This is a genomic window from Streptomyces sp. CNT372, from assembly GCF_000377145.1.
Map to the genome: position 1 here is coordinate 72,877 of NZ_KB897791.1, position 20,621 is coordinate 93,497.

Genomic DNA, 20,621 nt, shown 5'->3' on the forward strand with positions numbered 1-20,621 from the left:
CCCAGACCCTCCCCAGCACCGTCGACCCGTGTTCCCGGCCTCTGCGCTCCGGAGAAGTCTTCCGTGGGTTGCAAGGTTGAAGAGATGGGTGGCCTGGGAAATTGTTGCAAGAGGTCGTAGCGACCCGCTATGTCACGCCCCTGCGTGAGGGCGGCTCGCTCCCCGGGATCGTCGAGGCCGACGATCTCGGCACGTACGTCATGAAGTTCACCGGGGCCGGGCAGGGGCGCAAGACCCTGGTCGCCGAGGTGATCTGCGGGCAGCTCGGGCGGCGGCTCGGGCTGCGGGTGCCCGAGCTCGTCGCGATGGAGCTGGACCCCGTGATCGGGCTCTCCGAGCCGGACCAGGAGGTGCAGGAACTGCTGAAGGCGAGCGGCGGGCTCAACCTCGGCATGGACTTCCTGCCCGGGTCCCTCGGCTTCGACCCCCTCGCCTACTCCGTGGACCCGCTGGAGGCCGGGCGGGTCGTCTGGTTCGACGCGCTGATCAACAACGTGGACCGCTCCTGGCGCAACCCCAACCTGCTCGTCTGGCACGGCGACCTGTGGCTGATCGACCACGGCGCGACCATGATCTGGCACCACAACTGGCCCGGCGCCGCCGCCTCCGCCGCCAAGCCCTACGACGCCTCCGACCGCGCCCTCGCCCGCTTCGCGCCCGATGTCGGTGCCGCCGCCGAGGCGCTGGCCCCGCTGGTCACCGAGGAGCTGCTGACCGAGGCCGCCGCCGACGTGCCCGACGCCTGGCTGGAGGGCGAGCCGGGCTTCGCCTCGCCCGACGAGGTCCGCCGGGCCTATGTGGAGACCCTGCTCGCCCGGGCCCCCGGCATCCACGAGCGCGTCACCCTGGGCGCCCCCGCCCCCGAGCGGGCACCGCAGCCGCCCGGCTGGCTGACCGACCATCTGCCGGCCTGGCCCCACCCGTCGAAGAAGCAGGCGACCGGGAACAACCCCTCGAAGCAGCAGCAGAAGGAGCACGGCGTGACGCGGACCGAGGAGGCCGGCCGGTGAGCGGGCGGGACGTCTTCGAGTACGCGCTGCTGCGCGTGGTGCCCCGGGTCGAGCGCGGCGAGTGCTTCAACGCGGGCGTGGTCGTCTACTGCCGGGCCCGGTCCTTCGTGGCCGCCCGGACCCATCTCGATCACGCCAAACTGACGGCCCTGGACCCGGACGCCGACGTCACGGGGGTGCGGGCCGCGCTCGCCGCCGTCGAGGGCGTCTGCCTCGGCGGGGAGGACGCCGGACAGGCGGCCCGGGACGACGCCGGGCGGCGCTTCCGCTGGCTCATCGCCCCCCGTTCGACGGTGGTCCAGCCCGGCCCGGTGCACACCGGCCTGACCGCCGACCCGGAGGCGGAGGTGGAGCGCCTGCTCGACCTCCTGGTGCGCTGAGCCGGCGCAGGCGTGCGCGGCGCGGCACCCGTGTGAGATGCGACGCCGCACTCCGACGCCGTTGACACCGGGTGCCAGGGCTTCTAGCGTCCTTCCTGCCGAGGTACTAAGCGGTCGCTCAGGCGTACGAGCGTGTGCGGAGCGGACAGCGCACCGCACGCGGGCGGCGGCCGCGGGACCCGGCCCAGGGATTGACGGGCTCAAGGGCGAGGAGAACCAGAATGTCCACCACCGAGCAGCGCGTGGCCGTCGTGACCGGCGGCGCACGCGGCATCGGCGCCGCCACCGCGCTCCGGCTCGCGGCCGAGGGCCGTGCCGTGGCCGTACTCGACCTCGACGAGGCGGCCTGCAAGGACACGGTCGAGAAGATCACTGCGGCGGGCGGCCGGGCGATCGCCGTCGGCTGCGACGTCTCCGACGCCGCGCAGGTGGAGGCCGCCGTCGCACGCGTCGCCGAGGAGCTGGGCGCGCCCACCATCCTCGTCAACAACGCGGGCGTGCTCCGCGACAACCTGCTGTTCAAGATGAGCGAGTCCGACTGGGACACCGTGGTGAACGTGCACCTCAAGGGCGCGTTCCTGATGGCGAAGGCGTGCCAGAAGCACATGGTGGACGCGGGCTTCGGCCGCGTCGTCTCGCTCTCCTCCTCGTCCGCCCTCGGCAACCGGGGCCAGGCGAACTACGCGGCCGTGAAGGCGGGTCTCCAGGGCTTCACCAAGACCCTCGCCAAGGAACTGGGCAAGTTCGGGATCACCGCCAACGCGGTGGCCCCCGGCTTCATCGTCACCGAGATGACCGCCCAGACCGCCGCCCGCGTCGGCATGGGCTTCGAGGACTTCCAGTCCGCCGCGGCCACCCAGATCCCCGTCCAGCGCGTCGGCCGCCCCGAGGACGTCGCGAACGCGATCGCCTTCTTCACGGGCGACGACGCCGGATTCGTCTCCGGCCAGGTCCTGTACGTGGCCGGCGGACCGCTCAACTGACACCCAGGGACGACTGACATGACGCAGCAGACCGCGGACAGCGGAAAGGTCGCCCTGGTCACCGGGGCGAGCCGGGGCATCGGCTACGGCGTCGCCGAGGCGCTGGTGGCCCGGGGCGACCGGGTGTGCATCACCGGGCGCGGCGAGGAGGCGCTCAAGGAGGCGGTGGAGCGCCTGGGCGCGGACCGGGTGATCGCCGTGGCCGGCAAGGCGCACGACGAGGCCCACCAGGCGGCGGCCGTCGAGGCGGCCATGGCGGCCTTCGGCCGGGTCGACTACCTGGTCAACAACGCGGGCACCAACCCGGTCTTCGGCCCGATGGCCGAGCTGGACCTGAACGTGGCCCGCAAGGTGTACGAGACCAATGTGATCTCGGCGCTGGGCTTCGCGCAGCAGACCTGGAAGGCGTGGCAGAGGGAGAACGGCGGTGCGATCGTGAACATCGCCTCTGTCGCCGGCGTCTCCCCGTCGCCCTTCATCGGCGCCTACGGCATGAGCAAGGCGGCCATGATCAACCTGACCGTCCAGCTCGCCCACGAGTTCGCGCCGGTGGTCCGGGTCAACGCCATCGCACCGGCCGTGATCAAGACCAGGTTCGCCCAGGCACTGTACGAGGGCCGCGAGGCGGAGGCCGCCGCCGCGTACCCGCTGGGGCGGCTCGGGGTGCCCGAGGACATCGGCGGAGCGGCCGCTTTTCTCACCTCCGCACAATCCGACTGGATCACGGGGCAGACGCTGGTCGTCGATGGGGGTATCTTCCTCAACGCGGGCGTGCACTGACGCCGCCCATCGAACCGCCCTGAGGCGGTTTGTTCCTGGATGATCCAAGTGCCCCGCCGGGCCTTCAGATTGAACCGGCGGGGCGCTGCGGTATGGTTCGCCGACCTACGGCGGAACGAGGAGCGTGCACGGTGTACTACCGGACCTGTCTGCAGGCCGCTGCAGCCCTAGCGTCCATATCCCTGCTGGCAGGATGCGGTCTGTTCTCGGACGGTGACGGCGACGGGGCGCAGAAGATCGCCGTCGGGACGACGAGTGAGCCGAGCACCCTCGACCCGGCCGCCGCCTGGGACGGGTCGTGGGAGCTGTACCGGAACGTCTTCCAGACCCTGGTGAGCTTCCCGACCGGATCCACCACCCCCCAGCCGGACGCCGCCGAGACCTGCCGCTTCGCCGACTCCTCGAACAAGGTCTTCCAGTGCAAGCTGCGCTCGGGGCTGACGTTCACCAACGGGGACAAGCTCGACGCCACCGCGGTCAAGCACTCCATCGACCGCATCCGCACCATCGACGCCGAGGGCGGGCCCAACGGTCTCCTCGGCTCCCTGGACCGGATCAGCACCTCCGGTGACCGGACGGTCACCTTCCATCTGAAGACCGCCGACGCGACCTTCCCGTTCATCCTGGCGACGCCGGCCATGTCCGTCGTCCCGCCGTCCGAGTACCCGTCGAGCGGGCTGCGTGAGGACGGCAAGCTCACCGGCTCCGGCCCCTACGCCCTGGACTCGTACACCAAGAACCAGTCGGCCGTGCTGAGCCGCTTCAAGAACTACAAGGGCTTCGCCAAGATCAAGAACGACAACGTCACGATCCAGTACTACCAGGACTCGGACGTGATGATGCAGGCCCTCAAGGACGGGAAGATCGACGCGATCAACCGCGGTCTGACCGCCGAGGAGGTCGTGGAACTCCAGGAGAAGCGTCCGGAGAACGACCACCTCCAGCTCGTCGAGACGGTCGGCGCCGACATCCGCTACCTGGTCTTCAACCCCGAGGACGGCAACGCCGGCAAGCTCGCCGTCCGCCGCGCCGTCGCCCAGGTCATCGACCGGGGCGCGCTCGTGGAGAAGGTGTACCGGGGTACCGCCGAGCCGCTGTACTCGATGGTCCCCAAGGGCATCGCCGGGCACACCACCGAGTTCTTCGACCGCTTCGGCGAGCCGAACCCGACCAAGGCGGCGGAGATCCTCCAGGACGCGGGCATCAGCACGCCGGTGCCGCTGGAGTTCTGGTACACCACCGACCGCTACGGCTCCTCCACGGCCCCGGAGTTCGCCGAGATCAAGCGGCAGCTGGAGGAGACCGGGCTGTTCCGGATCACCGTCGAGGGCAAGCCCTGGTCGGAGTTCCAGGAGGGCTACCAGAACGGCGATTACCCGGTCTTCGGCCGTGGCTGGTTCCCCGACTTCCCGGACCCGGACAACTTCATCGCCCCGTTCGTGGGCGCCAAGAACGTCCTCGGCACCCCGTACGAGAGCCCCGAGATCACCGACCAGCTGCTCCCGCAGTCCCGGCGGGAGAGCGACCGCGGCGCGGTCACGGGGCAGTTCGAGCGGGCGCAGGAGATCCTCGTCGACGACGTGCGGCTGCTGCCGCTGTGGCAGGGCAAGCTGTACGTCGCGGCCAGCGAGGAGATCGGCGGCGGAGAGCGCGCCCTCGACCCGCAGACCGTCATGCAGATGTGGGAGCTGTACCGCAAGAAGAGCTGGTGAGCCCGCGCCGGTGGGTCCGTCCCACCGGCCGGCCCGGCCCGTTGTCAGTGGTGGCGGGTAGGTTCGGGGAAACCGGTTCCGGGGTCCCGGAACCGCCCGTCCCACGGAGGTTGTTGACGTGACCGACACCGGCATGCTGCCCGAGTCCTGGCGCGGCGTTCTCGGCGAGGAGCTCCAGAAGCCGTACTTCGCGGAGCTGACCGAGTTCGTCGAGAAGGAGCGCGCGAACGGGCCGGTGTACCCGCCGCGGGCCGAGGTGTTCGCCGCGCTCGACGCCACCCCGTACGACCGGGTCAAGGTCCTCGTCCTCGGCCAGGACCCGTACCACGGCGAGGGCCAGGGCCACGGGCTGTGCTTCTCGGTCCGTCCCGGGGTGAAGACCCCGCCCTCCCTGCGGAACATCTACAAGGAGATGCAGGCCGAGCTGGGGCACCCGGTCCCCGACAACGGCTATCTGATGCCCTGGGCCGAGCAGGGTGTCCTCCTGCTGAACGCGGTCCTCACCGTCCGCGCCGGCGAGGCCAACTCCCACAAGAACAAGGGCTGGGAGAAGTTCACCGACGCCGTGATCCGGGCGGTGGCCTCCCGGCCGGACCCGGCCGTGTTCGTCCTCTGGGGGAACTACGCGCAGAAGAAGCTCCCCCTGATCGACGAGAGCCGCCACGTCGTGGTCAAGGGGGCGCACCCCTCGCCGCTCTCGGCGAAGAAGTTCTTCGGCTCCCGCCCCTTCACTCACATCAACGAGGCCGTCGCCGCGCAGGGGCACGAGCCGATCGACTGGCGCATCCCGGACCTCGGCTGAGGTTCACACCCCCGGCGCACCGCTTCGCCCCCGGGCCCCGAGCCTGACGGGCATCGGGGCGGACACGACCTACTGTTCGGTGCGTCGGGGTTCGACGTCCGTGCGCGAGGGCGCGCGGCCGCGGGGTGCGGTGACCGGGAGGCCGTGGTGGAGCAGCAGGAGGAGCCGGGCGACGCCACGATGACCCGGATCGGGCAGGCGGTCATCCTGCTGCACGGCGGCGACCGCGCGGAGGCGCGTGAACGCCTCGCCGCGCTCTGGTCGGAGATCGCCGGCTCCGGCGCCGCCCTGCACCGCTGCACCCTGGCCCACTACATGGCCGATGTGCAGGACGACCCGGGCGACGAACTCGCCTGGGACCTGCGGGCGCTGTCCGCCGCGCGGGAGCTGAGCGGCACCGGGCAGGCGGACGAGGGGGCTCCGGAAGGCGGCGACGGCCTCGCGGTCCGGGCCCTGCACCCCTCGCTCCACCTCAACCTGGCCGCCGACTACGTCAAACTGCGCCGCCCTGCGGACGCCCGGGCCCACCTGGACCTGGCGCGCGCGGCGACGGGTGCCCTGGCGGACGACGGGTACGGGAACGGGATCCGCGCCGCCATCGACCGGCTGGAGCGCGCGCTGGGCCCGGACTGACGGGCCCGGCCGGCGCGCCGGGGCCCGAGGGCCTCCCGGACGGGTCCGCTTCGACGGGCGCCGGGCCAGGAGGCCCGCCGGCGGGCGTCGCGCGGCGTTCCGCGCGCGGGCGGGCCGTCACCGCTCGTCCCGGGCGTCGGCGGCACGGCGGCAGAGGCGGTCTGCGCGGCCGTCCGGACGCCAGACGCCGTGGTCGGCGCCGAGCCGGCAGAGTTCCGACGCGCGCGGCGGGAGGGACGGCAGCGCGGGCAGTGCGGTCTCCCGCTCCCACGGCAGGCCGGGCGACGCCTCCCGGGGCGGCACCGGCGGCCGGGCGGCCGGAGCGGGTCCGGGCGGTGCCGGGGCCGTACGCGGCGGGACGGGCCGCTCGCCCGGCGGAGACGCGGCGGGCGACGGCGGGGGAGGGGAAGCGCCCCGGGCCGGCGGCAGGGCCGCCTCCAGCGCGTCCCGGGCCGGGCCGTCCACGATCTGCGGCGCCAGTTCCGGGTCCCCCGGCCGGCCGGGGGCGGTGGCGGGCGCACCGGCCGGGCCGGCGGGCGGGGCGGGCTCGACCGACACGCACCCGGCCGTCGCCAGCATCGCCAGTCCGACCAGCGTCCTCGCTGTGGTTCTCGTTCGCTGCACGCGGGCAACTCTGCTGTGCGCGCGGCCGGTTGCCGGGCCGTACCGGCCGGAAATGGCCCGCACGGGTGACGCGGAATCCGGCCGCGTCACACCGGGTGGCTCAATCGCCGCCCGTTCGCCGCCTCATTCGCCCGTCTCGCCGTCGATCGCCTCGCGCAGCAGGTCGGCATGGCCGTTGTGGCGGGCGTACTCCTCGATCATGTGGGTGAGGATCCAGCGCAGATTGAAGCGCTCCTTGCGGGAGTTGGTCCCGGCGCCGATGTCGTCCAGGGCGCGGGAGGAGGTGATCGCGCGGGCGGCGGCGACCTCGGCCTCCCAGTCGGCGACCGTGCCGCTCCACGTGGTCTCCGGGGTGGTGCGGAAGTCGCCGTCCCTGTCCTCGTCGGTGAAGTAGAGCGCGGGCAGGTCCTCGCCCGCCATGACGATCCGGAACCACCAGCGCTCCACGTCCGCGAGATGGCGCACCAGGCCCATCAGGGTCAGCGTGGAGGGAGGGGAGGAGGGTGTGCGCAGCTGCTCGTCGGTCAGCCCGGCGCACTTCTTCATCAGGGTCTGGCGGTGGAACTCCAGAAAGCCTTCCAGGGACTCCCGTTCGGTGGGACAGGTGGGGGGTTCGGTGCGCTCGTCGATCGTCATCCGGCCATCCTGGTGCAGGTCACGGGGTAGTGGCGAACGGTTATCCGGACTCGGCCCGCGGGCGCCCGGGAGCGGTTATCCGGACTCGGCCCGCGGGCGCCCGGGAGCGGTTGTCCCGACCGCCCCGGTCCGCCCGCGGGCGTCCGCCCGTCCGGTCACCGGCCCGCCGGTGCGCCCTCGCCGAGCATGCCGCGCAGCAACTCACCGAACCCGGTGCGCAGTTCGTCCTCGGAGGGGACCGCCTGGTGGTAGGAGCCGATCGCGCAGGAGAGCATCAGCCCCTCGCACCAGGAGACCAGGGAGAGGGCGTGGCGCCCGGGTTCCGCCGATCCGGCCGCCGCCATCATCGCCTCCAGGGGCTCCCGGAACCGGGCGCCGGTCCGGTCGTAGAAGGCGCGCAGCTCCGGCCGTCGCCCCGCCTCCAGGGCCAGTTCATAGCGGGCGACGAGGAGTTCGGGGTGGCGGGTGAGGTAGCGGTGCACGGCCACCGCCATGGCGTCCAGCAGCGCGGGGCGCCCGCCGGACGGCGGGGGCAGTTCCGCGACGGTGAGCACGGCCGCCTCCCGCTCGGCGAGGCGCCGCACGGCGGCCTCCAGCAGGGCGAGCCGGGTGCGGGCGTGGTTGGAGGTCGAGCCCTGCGGCAGGCCCGCCGCCTCGTCCACGGCGCGGTGGGTCAGCCCCCGCATCCCGCGCTCGGCGAGGAGGGTGAGAGCGGTGTCGGCGATCAGCTCGGCGCGCGGGGTGCCGGGGGTGGGGGCGGGGGTGGCGGTGCGTGCGGACATGGGGACAAGCTACCCGGTCGACTACAGGTGTAGTGCAGGTGTAGTACGGTGAGGGAGAGCTCACTACAGCTGTAGTCCCGCGTGGGACTCGCAACCGACGTGTCGAGGAGCAGCCATGCCCACCACCGGTACGGACACCCGCGCGGTCGTCATCGGCAGCGGAATCGGCGGCCTCACCGCCGCCGTCGCCCTCTCCCGGCGCGGCTGGGACGTCACCGTCCTGGAACGCTCCCCCTCCCTCGAACCCGTCGGCGCCGGGATCAGCCTCGCCCCCAACTCCCTGCGCGCCCTGGACGTCATCGGGCTCGGCGAGCAGATCCGCGACCTCGCCGCCTGGCAGGGCCCGGGCGGGATGCGGAACCCGTCCGGACGCTGGCTCGCCCGGACCGACGCCCGCGCGGCGGCCGAACGCTTCGGCGGCCCCCTCGTCCTGCTGCACCGCGCCACCCTGATCGGCCTCCTTGCCGAACGGCTGCCCGCCGGCGCCGTCCGCACCGGCTGCCCCGGCGAACTCGCAGACCCCGGCACGCCCGGCGGCCGGCCCGCCCGTGTCACCACCCCCGACGGCGAGCTGGAGGCCGCCCTCGTCGTGGGCGCCGACGGCATCCACTCCGCCGTCCGCCGCCGGCTCTTCCCGGACCACCCCGGACCCGCCTACTCCGGCCTCACCGCCTGGCGCATCGTGATCCCCGCCCCCGACGCCCCCTTCGTCCCCCACGAGACCTGGGGCCCCGGCGCCCTGTGGGGCACCCAGCCGCTCAAGGACGGCCGGGTCTACGCGTACGCCGCCGCGACCGTCCCCGCCGGGACGCCCGCCGACGACGAGAGGGCCGAACTGCTGCGCCGCTTCGGCACCTGGCACGACCCCATCCCCGCCGTGATCGCCGCCGCCGACCCCGGCGGGGTGCTCCGCAACGACGTCCACCACATGACCGACCCCCTGCCCGCCCACCACCGGGGCCGCACCGCGCTCCTCGGCGACGCCGCCCACGCCATGACCCCCTGCCTCGGCCAGGGCGGCAACCAGGCCGTCGAGGACGCCGTCGTCCTCGCCCACCACCTCGCCCCCGGCACGGACACCGCCGCCGCCCTCGCCGCCTACAGCGCCGAGCGTCTGCCCCGCACCACGGGCATCGTGCGCAAGTCCGCCCGCGTCGCCCGGCTGATGGCCCTGGACAGCCGCCCCGCCGTCGCCGTCCGCGAGGCCCTGATGTCCGCCGCCTCCCGCCTCGGTCCCGGCCTGGTGCTGCGCACCTTCGACGACATCGCCGACTGGCGGCCCCCGCAGGAGACGTATGCTGCCCGGGCACACGGCGCGAGCGGCGGGCGGACCGCCCCCGGCGCCGCGACGGCCACCAAGGCGACGAAGGAGACTCCGTGAAGGTCGGCTGCATCGGGCTCGGCGACATCGCGCAGAAGGCGTACCTCCCGGTCCTGACCACCCTCCCCGGGACCGAACTGCACCTCCAGACCCGCACCCCCGCCACCCTCGCCCGGGTCGGGGAGACGCACCACGTCCCCGCCGAGCGCCGCCACACCGAACTCGACAGCCTCCTCGCGACCGGTCTCGACGCCGCCTTCGTGCACGCGGCCACCTCCGCGCACGCCGAGATCGTCACCCGCCTCCTCGAAGCGGGCGTGCCCACCTACGTCGACAAGCCGCTCGCCTACGAACTCGCCGACTCCGAGCGGCTCGTGGCCCTCGCCGAGGTCCGGGGCACCTCCCTCGCGGTCGGCTTCAACCGACGCCACGCCCCCGGCTACGCCCAGTGCCTGGAGCAGCCGCGGGACCTGATCCTCCTCCAGAAGAACCGCGTCGGCCTCCCCGAGGACCCCCGCACCCTCGTCCTCGACGACTTCATCCATGTCGTCGACACCCTGCGCTTCCTCGCCCCCGGGCCCGTCGAACACACCGATGTGCGCGCCCGGATCGTCGACGGGCTGATGCACCACGTCGTGCTGACCCTCTCCGGCGACGGCTTCACCGCCATCGGCACCATGAACCGGATGAGCGGTTCCGCCGAGGAGGTCCTGGAGGTCTCGGGCCAGGACGCCAAGCGGGAGGTGCGCAACCTCGCGGACATCGTCGACCACAAGGGCCAGCCCAGCGTCCGGCGGCGCGGCGACTGGGTGCCCGTCGCCCGCCAGCGCGGCATCGAGCAGGCCGTGCACACCTTCCTCGACGCGGTGCGCGCCGGAAAGACCCTCAGCGCCCAGGACGCCCTGCGGACGCACGAGCTGTGCGAACGGATCGTCCTGCGCGCCCTGGAGCAGGCCGGCTCCTGAACCGGCGCCGGCCGGCCACGGCGGCGAACGCGGCCAGCACCGCCAGCGCCCCGAACACCGGCCAGTCGCCGAAGCGCACGAACAGGGTGGTCCCCGTCGCGCCGGGCACCTCGAACACGGCGGCCGTGCTGCGTTCCGTGCCCAGCGCCGGACCGGCCGGCCGCCCGTCCGGCCCGTACACCGCGCTCACGCCCGTCAGGGTCGCGTGCACCATCGGGCGACCGGTCTCCGCCGCCCGCAGGGCCGCCAGGGAGGCGTGCTGCTCCGGGGCCCAGCTGTCCTGGAAGGAGGACGTCGCCGACTGGGCCACCAGCAGTTCCGCGCCCTCCCGCACCAGATGCCGGCTCATGTCCGGGAACGCGGTCTCGAAGCACACCAGCGGCCCGATCCGCTGACCGCCAGGACCGCCGTCCGAGGCCGCCGGGGGGAGGGTCATCACGACCGGCGCCTCGCCCCGCAGCCGGTCCTCGCCCGCCGCCCGGCCCACCGAGGTCGCCCAGCCCAGCAGCCCGCGCGCCGGGACGTACTCGCCGAACGGCACCAGCCGCATCTTGTCGTACCGGTCGCCCGTGGGGCCGTCCGGGCCCACCAGGACCGAGCTCTTGTAGATGCCGCCCGGGCCCGAGGCATCGCCGTTACGGGCGTCCACGTTCACCAGCAGCGGCGCTCCCACGTCCCGGGAGAGCGCGCCCAGCCGCTCCGCCAGGTCCGGGCGCAGAGCGAGGTCCGCCCCGACGCTGCTCTCGCCCCACACCACCAGGTCCGGCGGCGGGCCCTGCCCTGCCAGGGTGCGGGTCAGGGCCTCCCCGCGGTCGAAACGGCGCTCCGCGCTCTCCGGGCCGCCCACCACGCCCGGCTGCACCAGGGCGACGCGCACGCCGGGGGCCTCCCGGGGCTGCGGCGCCCACGCCCAGGCGGAGGCCGCAGCCGTCGCACAGGCCACCAGGCCGGCCAGCGCGGAGGGGCGGGCGCCCGGGACCGCGACCAGCAGCGCCACCGCCGTGTTCACCGCCACCACCACGAGGCTCACCAGCCACACCCCGCCCACCGAGGCGAGGCGCAGCGCCGGGCCGACCTCCCACTGGGAGGCCCCGAGCAGCCCCCAGGGCCCGCCCAGCCCCTCCCAGGACCGCACCAGCTCCACCGCCAGCCAGCCCGAGGGCACCACGACCAGCGCGGCGAGGGCCCGCCGGGCCGTCGGCGTCCCGCCCGTGGTCCGCCGCACCAGCCACCCCCACGGCGCCCAGAGCAGTCCCAGCAGCGCGGCGATCACCAGCAGGAACACATGCAGGGACGGCAGCAGCCAGTGGTGCACGGCGGCCATGAACCCGATCCCCCCGAGCCACCCCTCGACCAGGGCCCGCCGGCCGGTGGGCGCGGTCCGCAGCAGCAGCAGCCAGGGCACCAGCGCGACGTAGGCGGCCCACCACAGCGAGGGCTCCGGAAACGCGAGCACGGGCAGCGCCCCCGCGAACACCGCGGCGACCCCGCGCCACCGGGGCGCCCAGGAGGCCGGACCGGACGGCATCCTCCACGCCTGCCCGGCACGCGGGACGACCGGCATACGCATACGGCGCCTCCCTCACCACCAGTGTGGGGCACGGAGCCACCAGTGTGGGGTACGGGGACGCGTGGTGACAGTGGGCCCGGGGTGCCCACCCCGGGCCCGGGCGCGCCCGGGAGGCGGCTCCCCGCCGGGGCAGTCCCGCCGGCCGGCGGGCCGTGTGAACAGCGGGCGTCGGGGTGCCGCGCCCCGCCCGCGTCCTACGCCCCCCGGGGCCGCTGCGGGCGGCGGCCTCCGCGCGGGCGCGCCGCGCCGGCGCGCCGGGCGGCGGGCTCGGGCTGCGCCCTGCCCGTGCCCTCGGACCGTGGCGCCGCACCCTCGCCGCGGACCGCGCGGAGGACGACGAACTTCGGGTCGCCCGCGACCACCTCGCAGTTGCCGAAGAGCCGGCGCAGCCGAATGTGGTAGCCGAGGTGGCGGTTGCCGACGACCCACAGTTCACCGCCCGGACGCAGCACCCGGCGGGCGTCCGCGAACATCCGGCGGGCGGTGGTGTCCGTGGTCGCGCGGTGGGAGTGGAAGGGCGGGTTGCTGAGCACCAGGTCCGCCGAGGCGTCCGGCAGTGCCGACAGCGCGTCGCCCGCGGCGAACGCGGCCCGCCCGTCCGGCACGTTGTCGCGGAAGGTCGCCTCCGCCGAGGCGAGGGCGGAGAAGGACTCGTCGACGAAGGTGACCCGGGAGCCGGGGTTCGCCAGGGCCGCCGCCGTCCCGACCACGCCGTTGCCGCAACCGAGGTCCACCACCTCGTCGGGCCCCTTCCGCTCGGGCAGATGGCCCAGGAAGAAGCGGGTGCCGATGTCGAGCCGGTCGGCGCAGAAGATGCCCGCGTGGTTGGTGACCGTCCGGCCCGAGACCGGGCCGATGCCGTCCGGCAGGGCGTACCGCAGCGGCCAGGGGCCGGGCGTGCGGGGGAGGGACGGGTCGGGGGCGGTGTGGATGAGCCGGGCCTTCCGCACCGCGAGGGAGGTCCGGGTCGGCCCGACCAGCCGCTCGAACAGCTTCAGCGTCGAGGTGTGGATCTCGCTCACCATCCCGGTGCCGGCCACCACCGAGCCGGCGTGCAAAGCGGGCGCCAGCCGGCGCAGCTGGTCCTCCAGCAGTGCCAGGCTCTTGGGGACGCGGACCAGGAGGACGTCGATCCGCTCCGGCGGCGCGTCCCGGACGGTGAGCAGCGTTACGGACCCGCTCGGCAGCCCGGCCCGGTCGAGGTTCGCCAGGGTGGCCCGCTGCCCCAGGTGGGAGTCGCTGATCTGGACCACCGGGTGGTGCGCGGCGAGCGGAACGGAGAGCCCGCCCCAGCGGTCGCCCAGGACGGCGACCGTCCCGGTGAGCGCGACGGGCGGGGAGTCGTCCGTCCCGTGCAGATGCCGCAGCAGATACTCGTCGGCGGCGTCCCAGGCACGCAGTCGATCGCGCGGGTCCTCGGGGAAGCGGGCGAGGTCGAAGGCGCCCCAGGGGGTGGTCAGACGGTTCATCGTGCCTTCAGGGTAGGGCCTCCCGCAGGGCCCTTCGCCCGGGCTCGGGCCGTCGCGCGCGGGACCCGGGCGTCGCGCGCCCGCGCGGGCTCAGGCCGCCGGACCCACGTCCACGCGTGCCGCCGCCGCCCACTCCAGGACCAGAGCCTCGTACTCCCCGCGCCGGTCGTCGGGAAGCTCCCCGTCGAGCCACAGCTCTCGGATCCGGGCGTTCAGCTCGGAGGCGGTCATGGTGTTCACGGGCTCGTTGCGACTGGGGGACATGTCCCCAGGTTACGGCCTCGGAGGGTGCTCCCCGCCCATCGGATGATCACCGCCGGACCTTCCCCCGGAGCGGGTCGCGGGCCGCCCGCACCCCTCCCACCAGCACGAACGCCACACGTTCCTTCACAGAATCCCCCACACTCCCGGCGCTCCGGACTCTTGCGCAGTGACGCAAGTCATGAACGGCCCGCGCCCCGCGGGGCCCGGACGCGGCGGCACGGCACGGGAGTTCGGCACCGCGGGCCCCGACAGGGGCCCGCGGCAGGGTGGTTCGAAGGCGCGCGCCGCCCGGCTCAGTGGCCGGACTCGCCCGCGTGCGGGCTCAGCACACCCGTCCCGACCAGGATGAACAGCACAATGCCCAGCAGGATCCGGTAGATCACGAAGGGCATGAAGCTCTTGGTGGTAATGAAGCGCATGAACCACGCGATGACCGCGTACCCCACGGCGAACGCGACCAGCGTCGCGAAGATCGTCGGCCCCCAGGAGACGTGCCCCTCCCCGGCCTCCCGCAGCTCGTACAGCCCGGAGGCCAGCACCGCCGGGATCGCCAGCAGGAAGGAGTAGCGGGCCGCCGACTCGCGGGTGTAGCCCATCAGCAGGCCGCCGCTGATCGTCGCGCCGGACCGGGAGACGCCCGGGATCAGGGCCAGCGCCTGGCAGAAGCCGTAGATCAGGCCGTCCCGGACCCCGAGGTCCTTCAGCGTCTTGCGCTCGCGCTTCACCCGGTGCCTGCCGCCGGCCTCGTCACGGGCGGCGAGCCGGTCCGCGACGCCCAGCACCACGCCCATGACGATCAGGGTGGTGGCGATCAGCCGCAGGTCCCGGAACGGTCCCTCGATCTGGTCCTTGAGGGTCACCCCCAGGACACCGATCGGGATCGACCCCACGATCACCAGCCAGCCCACCTGGGCGTCGTGGTCGGAGCGCATCGCCTTGTCGGTGAGCGAACGCGTCCACGCCGTCAGGATCCGGGTGATGTCCTTGCGGAAGTAGATGAGCACGGCCGTCTCCGTGCCGATCTGGGTGATCGCGGTGAACGCCGCGCCGGGGTCCTGCCAGCCCGCGAAGGCGGCGGTCAGCCGCAGATGCGCGCTGGAGGAGATCGGGAGGAACTCCGTCAGCCCCTGGACGAGTCCGAGGATGAATGATTCGAACCAAGACATTGAAAGCTATGCCACCCAAGAAGTGATCACGGCCCGCCCGGTGAACGCCCGGACCGGCGCTGAGGTATCGGGGCCCTTCCTGAGTCGCTCACCGTGCTGACGATCGTTCAGGCGCCCATACGGACAAGGGCCCGAAACGCGCACGCCGGAGCGTGCGCCGAGGGGGCCCGACGCCGGTCGGGGGCACTGTAGCGCCCCAAAATGACGGGACCCTGAACACGCCGTGGAGTCGCGCCGATCACCCGTGGGAGCCGCGCCGATCACCCGTTCAGGGGGGTGCCCGGCAGCCGGTGGCGCCTGCGCCACGCCACCACCGCGGCGCAGAGCCCGGTCAGCACGATGAAGCCCATCGCGATCAGGAACTCGGGCGAGGTGGGCGACCCGGCCCGGCTGCCGGCCACCACGTACGCGGCCGTGTTCGGGATCGACCCCAGGGCCGTGGCCAGCAGAAAGGGCGCATAGCCCATCCGGGAGACCGCGGCGCAGTAGTTGGCCGCCGCGAACGGCACCCCGGGGAACAGCCGTATCGCCAGCATCGAACGGAAGCCGTGCCGGCTGAGCTGGCCGTCGGCCGCCCGCAGCCACCGCCCCCGCAGCAGGGGCCGCAGCGCCTCCTGCCCGAGCAGCCGGCCGAGGGTGAACGCGATCCCGGCGCCCACCACCGTCCCGGCGACCGCCGCCGGGACGCCGGCCTGGGTGCCGAAGAGGGCGCCCGCGGCGAGGTTGAGGATCGGCCGGGGCACGAAGGCCGCCGTGCACAGGCCGTACCCGACGGCGAACAGCACGATCGCGGCGACCCCGCTCACCTGCGGAAGGCCCTCGGACAGCAGTCTCTGCGGCTCGTACAGCACGACGGCGACGGCGGCCGACGCCAGCAGCACGAGGAGCAGGGAAAGCCGGGACCAGGGGGAGAACACGGCCCTGGACGCGCGGACCGAGAGGCCGGAGACCGGCCGGGGGGCGGGGGCGAGCATCCGGGGAGACTAACCGACGAAGGTGTCCGATCGCCGTAATCTGTGCCCTATGACGCACTCGTCCCCGGACCCGGCGGCGCCTGTGGACCGGGCAACGGGCCCGGACGCCGGCGCGGGCCCGGCACCGCGGTCCGCCCCGGAGACAGCCCCCGCCCCGCAGCCCGGCCGCACCCCGCTCGCGGACACCGTGCTCGCCCGGGTGACGGCGGTGTTCCCGGCGGCGGCCGACCCCGAGCGGGCGGCCGGGGCCGCCGCGTACATGAAGGACGTCGCCCCCTTCCTCGGCATCCCCACCCCGCTGCGGCGGCGACTGGCGCGCGAGGCCCTGGCCGGGCTGCCGGACCCGGCGGAACGCGACTGCGCCGCCGTCGCGCTGGGCTGCTGGGCGCTGCCCGAGCGCGAGTACCACTACTTCGCCGCCGACTACCTGCGCCGCCATGTCGGGCGCTGCGGCTCCGGCTTCCTGCCCGTGGTGCTCCGTCTCGTCACCACCGTGCCCTGGTGGGACACGGTGGACACGCTCGCCGCCCATGTCGCCGGGCCCCTGGTCGCCGCCGACCCGGCCCTCCGCGCCGACATGGACCGCTGGATCGGGGACGAGCACCTGTGGGTGGCCCGTACCGCCCTGCTCCACCAGCTCCGCTACAAGGAGCGCACCGACACCGACCGGCTCTTCGGCTACTGCCTGCGGCGCGCGGACCACCCCGACTTCTTCATCCGCAAGGCCATCGGCTGGGCGCTGCGGGAGTACGCCCGGACCGACCCGGACGCGGTCCGCCGGTTCCTGGCCGGCGCGCGCGACCGGCTCTCGCCCCTGTCCGTCCGCGAGGCGGCGAAGCACCTGGGTCCGCTGCCGCCCGCCTGACGGAACCCCCGCTCCGTGCGTACGGCCTGACGCTGCGTCATATCAGGCCGCGAACACCCCGCGCCTACGGCCTGACGCCGTATCAGGCCGCGAACCCCCCGCCTGCGGCCTGACCCCGTATCAGGCCGCGCACACCCCCGCACCACCCGAAAACCGGTCGACGCCGCGCGCCCCCGTCCCCGATGATCGACGCATGTTCCGGTACGCCTTCCTCGCACCGCCGTCCGCAGTCGCGGACGCGCCGAAGGCTGCCGTCCTCTTCCCGGCGGCGGCCGCCGCAGCAGCGGCCGCGGCTCTCGACGGCGCACGACGCTGACCCTTCCCGGACAGTCCGGCGGACCCCGCAGGGGGAGGGTCGGCAGGCTCCAGGGGTCCCGAACGCTCCGAGCGGTTCCGGGAAGGAACACACTCCGCCATGTCCAAGACGGCATACGTGCGCACCAAGCCGCACCTCAACATCGGCACCATGGGCCACGTCGACCACGGCAAGACCACGCTGACCGCCGCCATCACCAAGGTGCTGAGCGAGCGCGCCGGGGGCGGCACCTCCTACGTCGCCTTCGACCGCATCGACCGCGCCCCCGAGGAGGCCCGGCGCGGTATCACCATCAACATCGCGCACGTCGAGTACGAGACCGACACCCGCCACTACGCCCATGTCGACATGCCCGGGCACGCCGACTACGTGAAGAACATGGTCACCGGGGCCGCCCAGCTGGACGGCGCGATCCTCGTCGTCTCGGCCCTCGACGGCGTGATGCCGCAGACCGCCGAGCACGTCCTCCTCGCCCGCCAGGTGGGCGTCGACCACATCGTGGTCGCGCTCAACAAGGCGGACGCGGGCGACGACGAGCTCACCGACCTGGTGGAGCTGGAGGTCCGCGACCTGCTCACCGCGCACGGCTACGGCGGCGAGTCCGCCCCGGTGGTGCGGGTGTCGGGGCTGCGGGCGCTGGCGGGCGACCCGCGCTGGACGGGCGCGATCGAGGCCCTGCTCGACGCCGTGGACACCTATGTGCCCATGCCCGTGCGGTACACCGACGCCCCGTTCCTGCTGTCCGTGGAGAACGTGCTCACCATCACGGGCCGCGGCACCGTCGTCACCGGGGCCGTGGAGCGCGGCACCGTGCGCGTCGGGGACCGGGTGCAGGTCCTCGGCGCGGACGCGGAGACCGTGGTCACCGGCCTGGAGACCTTCGGCAAGCCGATGGAGTCGGCCGAGGCCGGGGACAACGTCGCCCTGCTGCTGCGCGGCCTGCCACGGGACGCGGTGCGCCGCGGCCATGTGGTCGCCGCTCCCGGCAGCGTGGTGCCCGCCCGGCGCTTCACCGCGCAGGTGTACGTGCTGTCGGCGAAGGAGGGCGGCCGCAGCACGGCGGTCTCCAGCGGGTACCGGCCGCAGTTCTACCTCCGCACGGCGGACGTGGTCGGCGACATCGACCTGGGCGGGGCGGCCGTCGCCCGGCCCGGTGAGACGGTCGCCGTGACCGTGGAGCTGGGGCGGGACGTGCCGCTGGAGGCCGGGCTCGGCTTCGCGATCCGCGAGGGCGGGCGCACGGTCGGCGCCGGGACGGTGACCGAGGTGCTCTGAAGCCTCGGCGGGGGCGGTCCCGAGGGGGCCGCCCCCTTTCCGTGCGCGGGCACGGGCGCGGGCACAATGACACGGTGAACGACCCCATCCCCGTCACCCGCGCCGTCGACGGCGGCACCGCCAAGCTGATGCCGGACGTCGACCGCGCCCGGGCCTGGCTGCTGACCGTCGACGGGGCACCGCAGTCGTATGTCGACCTCGACGACCCGGAGCACCTGGAGTTCGAGTACGCCCGCCGCCTCGGGCACGTCCTCGACTGCGCGGCGCCCGAGGGGGAGCCGCTGGACGTGCTGCACCTCGGCGGCGGGGCGCTGAGCCTGCCGCGCCGGGTCGCGGCGACCCGCCCCGGCTCCCGGCAGACGGTGGCCGAACGGGACGGACGCCTCACCGCCCTCGTCGCCGAGTGCCTGCCGCTGCCGGCCGGCAGCGGCATCACCGTGCACACGGCGGACGCCCGCGCCTTCCTCGCCGGGCAGCCGGACGACAGCGCCGACGTGGTGGTGGCGGACGTCTTCGGCGGCTCCCGCGTCCCCGCGCAGGTCACCTCGCTCGACTACGCGCGCGAGGCGGCCCGGGTGCTGCGGCCGGGCGGCCTCTACGCGGCGAACCTCGCCGACGGGGCGCCGTTCGCCTTCCTCCGCTCCCAGCTGGCCACCTTCGCGGCCGTGTTCGCGGAGCTGGCGCTGATCGCCGAGCCCCCGGTGCTCAAGGGCCGGCGCTTCGGCAACGCGGTCCTGGTGGCCGCGCGGGTCCCCCTGGACCTCGCGGGGCTGGCCCGCCGGGCGGCGGCCGACGCCTTCCCCGCCCGGGTCGAGCACGGCCCGGCGCTGGCGCGCTTCACCGGGGACGCCCGCCCGGTGCGGGACGCCGACGCGGTCCCCTCACCCGAGCCGCCGGCCGGCGCGTTCGGCATCGGCTGACCCCGCCCCGGCCGCGCCGAGCGCCCCGGGCGGGCACGCTCACGGCCCCGGCCTCCAGGGGTTCAGGACCCGGGCGGGCCGGGAGCGGCGTGCCTCAGGTGCTCGGGGTCGAGAGCCGGACGGTGCTGAGGATCTTCTGGATCGTGGCGTCGTCCAGCTCCTCGGAGACACCGGTCGCCGCGTACAGGACCCAGCTCTTGAACTCGCCCCTGGGGTCCTTGAAGGAGAAGGCGATGGACTTGCCGTCCGTCTCGCACTTGTTCTCCTTCTTGACGCCCTTCGCGGTGGCCGTCGAGACGCTGCCCTTGAGGCCGGAGGACGTCGTGTACTCCTTCGCCTTGGTGATCTTGACGGTGCCCTTGGGCTCGGTCTGCGCGTACGCGGCCCAGACCCAGTTGCCCGCCTCGTTGTACGCGGCCTCGTCGGCGTTCTTCGCGCCCTTGCCGCCCTTGGTGCCGACGGCGCTCAGGCCGTAGTCCTCGGGGTCGCCGTCCTTCTCCGTGTCGAACTCGCACCACTTGCTCTTGAGGTACGCGGGCGCGCTCATCATGACGACGGGGGAGCCGTCGTCCTTCTTCTCGTCCTCGAAGCCGGTGGCCATGCCGCTGCTGGCGACCTCCCACTCCGGCGGCACGTCGAACTGCGTGCCGTGCTTGGGGTTGGTGACGACCTTCCAGCCCTCGATGGTGGGCTTGGCGTCACCGCCCGCGCGCGGGTTGTCGGTGGGGCTGGGCGCCTCGGACGGCTCGTCCGAGGCGGACCGGGAGGGCGACGAGGACGCGGCGGGCGCGCCCTTGTCCGAGCTGCCGCTCTTGTCGTCCTTCCCGAGGACGAGGAAGCCGGTGACACCGGCGGCCACGACCACCGCGGTCGCGGCGACGATCGCGGTGATCGTCGTCTTCCGTTTGTCGTCGCCCCCCGGCCGGGGAGCGCCGGGCTGTGCGCCCGGGACCGCGTACTGCGGCACCGTCGGCTGCTGGTACGGGTTGGGCTGCTGCGGGTAGCCCTGCTGCTGGTACCCCGGCTGCTGGTACGGATTCGGCTGCTGGTACCCCGGCTGCTGGTACGGGTTCTGGTCCTGCGGGTTCTGCTCGCCCCCGGGCGGCTGCTGTCCTGGCCACATGGCCAGTAACCATAAGGGGGCGGACGCGGCAGTTCCACGTGCGGCCTGTGA

Annotated in this window: 22 protein-coding genes; 13 read left to right on the top strand and 9 right to left on the bottom strand. The window is 74.0% G+C overall.

What is annotated here, in order from left to right:
* The first annotated feature begins 101 nt into the window (after positions 1-101).
* The 7 genes from C593_RS0125940 (at position 102) to C593_RS0125970 (ending at position 6,300) form a co-directional block, all read left to right on the top strand.
* Positions 102-1,010 (top strand): HipA family kinase, encoded by a 909-nt coding sequence (locus tag C593_RS0125940; protein WP_026278084.1) that lies wholly within the window; start codon positions 102-104, stop codon positions 1,008-1,010.
* The gene (locus C593_RS0125945; protein WP_018850247.1) at positions 1,007-1,390 is read left to right on the top strand and encodes a DUF3037 domain-containing protein; all 384 of its coding nucleotides are present in this window, start codon (positions 1,007-1,009) and stop codon (positions 1,388-1,390) included. Before C593_RS0125940 ends, C593_RS0125945 begins: the two co-directional genes overlap by 4 nt.
* Before the next feature lie 221 nt (positions 1,391-1,611).
* Positions 1,612-2,373, top strand: coding sequence for a 3-oxoacyl-ACP reductase FabG (gene fabG, locus C593_RS0125950; RefSeq protein WP_018850248.1), 762 nt, complete (start codon positions 1,612-1,614; stop codon positions 2,371-2,373).
* 18 nt (positions 2,374-2,391) lie between these two features.
* Positions 2,392-3,153, top strand: coding sequence for an SDR family oxidoreductase (locus tag C593_RS0125955; protein ID WP_018850249.1), 762 nt, complete (start codon positions 2,392-2,394; stop codon positions 3,151-3,153).
* 131 nt (positions 3,154-3,284) lie between these two features.
* Positions 3,285-4,865 carry an ABC transporter substrate-binding protein gene (locus tag C593_RS0125960; RefSeq protein WP_018850250.1) on the top strand — a complete coding sequence of 527 codons (1,581 nt, stop codon included), beginning with the start codon at positions 3,285-3,287 and terminating at the stop codon, positions 4,863-4,865.
* Between the two features lie 118 nt (positions 4,866-4,983).
* Entirely contained in the window at positions 4,984-5,667 is a 684-nt protein-coding gene (gene ung, locus C593_RS0125965) for a uracil-DNA glycosylase (RefSeq protein ID WP_018850251.1), read from the top strand.
* Between the two features lie 144 nt (positions 5,668-5,811).
* A complete protein-coding gene (locus C593_RS0125970; RefSeq protein ID WP_026278085.1) occupies positions 5,812-6,300 on the top strand; it encodes a hypothetical protein in 489 nt (162 codons plus the stop codon).
* A gap of 117 nt (positions 6,301-6,417) precedes the next feature.
* Here the strand turns inward: C593_RS0125970 and C593_RS31110 are convergent, their stop codons facing one another.
* The 3 genes from C593_RS31110 to C593_RS0125985 all read right to left on the bottom strand — a co-directional run bounded on the left by C593_RS31110 (position 6,418) and on the right by C593_RS0125985 (position 8,342).
* Positions 6,418-6,924: a hypothetical protein gene (locus C593_RS31110; RefSeq protein WP_199790090.1), complete on the bottom strand. Its 507-nt coding sequence runs from the start codon at positions 6,922-6,924 to the stop codon at positions 6,418-6,420.
* A 123-nt stretch (positions 6,925-7,047) separates the two neighbouring features.
* A complete protein-coding gene (locus C593_RS0125980) occupies positions 7,048-7,560 on the bottom strand; it encodes a DinB family protein (protein ID WP_018850253.1) in 513 nt (170 codons plus the stop codon).
* Positions 7,561-7,715: 155 nt separating this feature from the next.
* Positions 7,716-8,342: a TetR family transcriptional regulator gene (locus tag C593_RS0125985; protein WP_018850254.1), complete on the bottom strand. Its 627-nt coding sequence runs from the start codon at positions 8,340-8,342 to the stop codon at positions 7,716-7,718.
* Positions 8,343-8,457: 115 nt separating this feature from the next.
* Here C593_RS0125985 and C593_RS0125990 point away from each other — a divergent pair, with 115 nt between their 5' ends.
* A complete protein-coding gene (locus C593_RS0125990) occupies positions 8,458-9,723 on the top strand; it encodes an FAD-dependent oxidoreductase (RefSeq protein WP_018850255.1) in 1,266 nt (421 codons plus the stop codon).
* Positions 9,720-10,628: a Gfo/Idh/MocA family protein gene (locus C593_RS0125995; protein WP_018850256.1), complete on the top strand. Its 909-nt coding sequence runs from the start codon at positions 9,720-9,722 to the stop codon at positions 10,626-10,628. The genes C593_RS0125990 and C593_RS0125995 overlap by 4 nt, the downstream gene beginning before the upstream one ends.
* On the opposite strand, the gene lnt is transcribed toward C593_RS0125995, so the two are convergent.
* From lnt to C593_RS0126020, 5 genes are all read right to left on the bottom strand, one after another.
* Positions 10,549-12,198, bottom strand: a complete 1,650-nt coding sequence (gene lnt, locus C593_RS0126000; protein WP_018850257.1) for an apolipoprotein N-acyltransferase — start codon at positions 12,196-12,198, stop codon at positions 10,549-10,551. The two genes, C593_RS0125995 and lnt, sit on opposite strands and share 80 nt — an antisense overlap.
* A gap of 194 nt (positions 12,199-12,392) precedes the next feature.
* On the bottom strand, positions 12,393-13,667 hold the full coding sequence (locus C593_RS0126005; RefSeq protein ID WP_018850258.1) for a methyltransferase: 1,275 nt from the start codon (positions 13,665-13,667) through the stop codon (positions 12,393-12,395).
* Between the two features lie 90 nt (positions 13,668-13,757).
* Entirely contained in the window at positions 13,758-13,931 is a 174-nt protein-coding gene (locus C593_RS33465) for a hypothetical protein (protein ID WP_199790091.1), read from the bottom strand.
* Positions 13,932-14,224: 293 nt separating this feature from the next.
* The gene (locus C593_RS0126015) at positions 14,225-15,097 is read right to left on the bottom strand and encodes an undecaprenyl-diphosphate phosphatase (protein ID WP_018850260.1); all 873 of its coding nucleotides are present in this window, start codon (positions 15,095-15,097) and stop codon (positions 14,225-14,227) included.
* Positions 15,098-15,357: 260 nt separating this feature from the next.
* Positions 15,358-16,071 carry a TVP38/TMEM64 family protein gene (locus C593_RS0126020; protein ID WP_018850261.1) on the bottom strand — a complete coding sequence of 238 codons (714 nt, stop codon included), beginning with the start codon at positions 16,069-16,071 and terminating at the stop codon, positions 15,358-15,360.
* 49 nt (positions 16,072-16,120) lie between these two features.
* On the opposite strand from C593_RS0126020, the gene C593_RS0126025 reads away from it, so the two are divergent.
* From C593_RS0126025 to C593_RS0126040, 4 genes are all read left to right on the top strand, one after another.
* Positions 16,121-16,936 (top strand): DNA alkylation repair protein, encoded by an 816-nt coding sequence (locus C593_RS0126025; protein WP_018850262.1) that lies wholly within the window; start codon positions 16,121-16,123, stop codon positions 16,934-16,936.
* A 193-nt stretch (positions 16,937-17,129) separates the two neighbouring features.
* Complete coding sequence (locus C593_RS33975) at positions 17,130-17,252, top strand: hypothetical protein (protein WP_018850263.1); 123 nt, start codon at positions 17,130-17,132, stop codon at positions 17,250-17,252.
* A 99-nt stretch (positions 17,253-17,351) separates the two neighbouring features.
* Positions 17,352-18,527: an elongation factor Tu gene (tuf, locus tag C593_RS0126035; protein ID WP_018850264.1), complete on the top strand. Its 1,176-nt coding sequence runs from the start codon at positions 17,352-17,354 to the stop codon at positions 18,525-18,527.
* Between the two features lie 74 nt (positions 18,528-18,601).
* A complete protein-coding gene (locus C593_RS0126040) occupies positions 18,602-19,447 on the top strand; it encodes a fused MFS/spermidine synthase (protein ID WP_018850265.1) in 846 nt (281 codons plus the stop codon).
* A 94-nt stretch (positions 19,448-19,541) separates the two neighbouring features.
* On the opposite strand, the gene C593_RS0126045 is transcribed toward C593_RS0126040, so the two are convergent.
* On the bottom strand, positions 19,542-20,570 hold the full coding sequence (locus tag C593_RS0126045; protein ID WP_018850266.1) for a DUF8017 domain-containing protein: 1,029 nt from the start codon (positions 20,568-20,570) through the stop codon (positions 19,542-19,544).
* Between the last annotated feature and the right edge of the window lie 51 nt (positions 20,571-20,621).

Coding starts and splice junctions, on each gene's coding strand:
- fabG (WP_018850248.1), top strand. CDS start 1,612: ATGTCCACCACCGAGCAGCGCGTGGCCGTCGTGACCGGCGGCGCACGC.
- C593_RS0125955 (WP_018850249.1), top strand. CDS start 2,392: ATGACGCAGCAGACCGCGGACAGCGGAAAGGTCGCCCTGGTCACCGGG.
- C593_RS0125980 (WP_018850253.1), bottom strand. CDS start 7,560: ATGACGATCGACGAGCGCACCGAACCCCCCACCTGTCCCACCGAACGG.
- C593_RS0125985 (WP_018850254.1), bottom strand. CDS start 8,342: ATGTCCGCACGCACCGCCACCCCCGCCCCCACCCCCGGCACCCCGCGC.
- C593_RS0125990 (WP_018850255.1), top strand. CDS start 8,458: ATGCCCACCACCGGTACGGACACCCGCGCGGTCGTCATCGGCAGCGGA.
- lnt (WP_018850257.1), bottom strand. CDS start 12,198: ATGCGTATGCCGGTCGTCCCGCGTGCCGGGCAGGCGTGGAGGATGCCG.
- C593_RS0126005 (WP_018850258.1), bottom strand. CDS start 13,667: ATGAACCGTCTGACCACCCCCTGGGGCGCCTTCGACCTCGCCCGCTTC.
- C593_RS33465 (WP_199790091.1), bottom strand. CDS start 13,931: ATGTCCCCCAGTCGCAACGAGCCCGTGAACACCATGACCGCCTCCGAG.
- C593_RS0126015 (WP_018850260.1), bottom strand. CDS start 15,097: ATGTCTTGGTTCGAATCATTCATCCTCGGACTCGTCCAGGGGCTGACG.
- C593_RS0126020 (WP_018850261.1), bottom strand. CDS start 16,071: ATGCTCGCCCCCGCCCCCCGGCCGGTCTCCGGCCTCTCGGTCCGCGCG.
- C593_RS0126025 (WP_018850262.1), top strand. CDS start 16,121: ATGACGCACTCGTCCCCGGACCCGGCGGCGCCTGTGGACCGGGCAACG.
- C593_RS33975 (WP_018850263.1), top strand. CDS start 17,130: ATGTTCCGGTACGCCTTCCTCGCACCGCCGTCCGCAGTCGCGGACGCG.
- tuf (WP_018850264.1), top strand. CDS start 17,352: ATGTCCAAGACGGCATACGTGCGCACCAAGCCGCACCTCAACATCGGC.
- C593_RS0126045 (WP_018850266.1), bottom strand. CDS start 20,570: ATGTGGCCAGGACAGCAGCCGCCCGGGGGCGAGCAGAACCCGCAGGAC.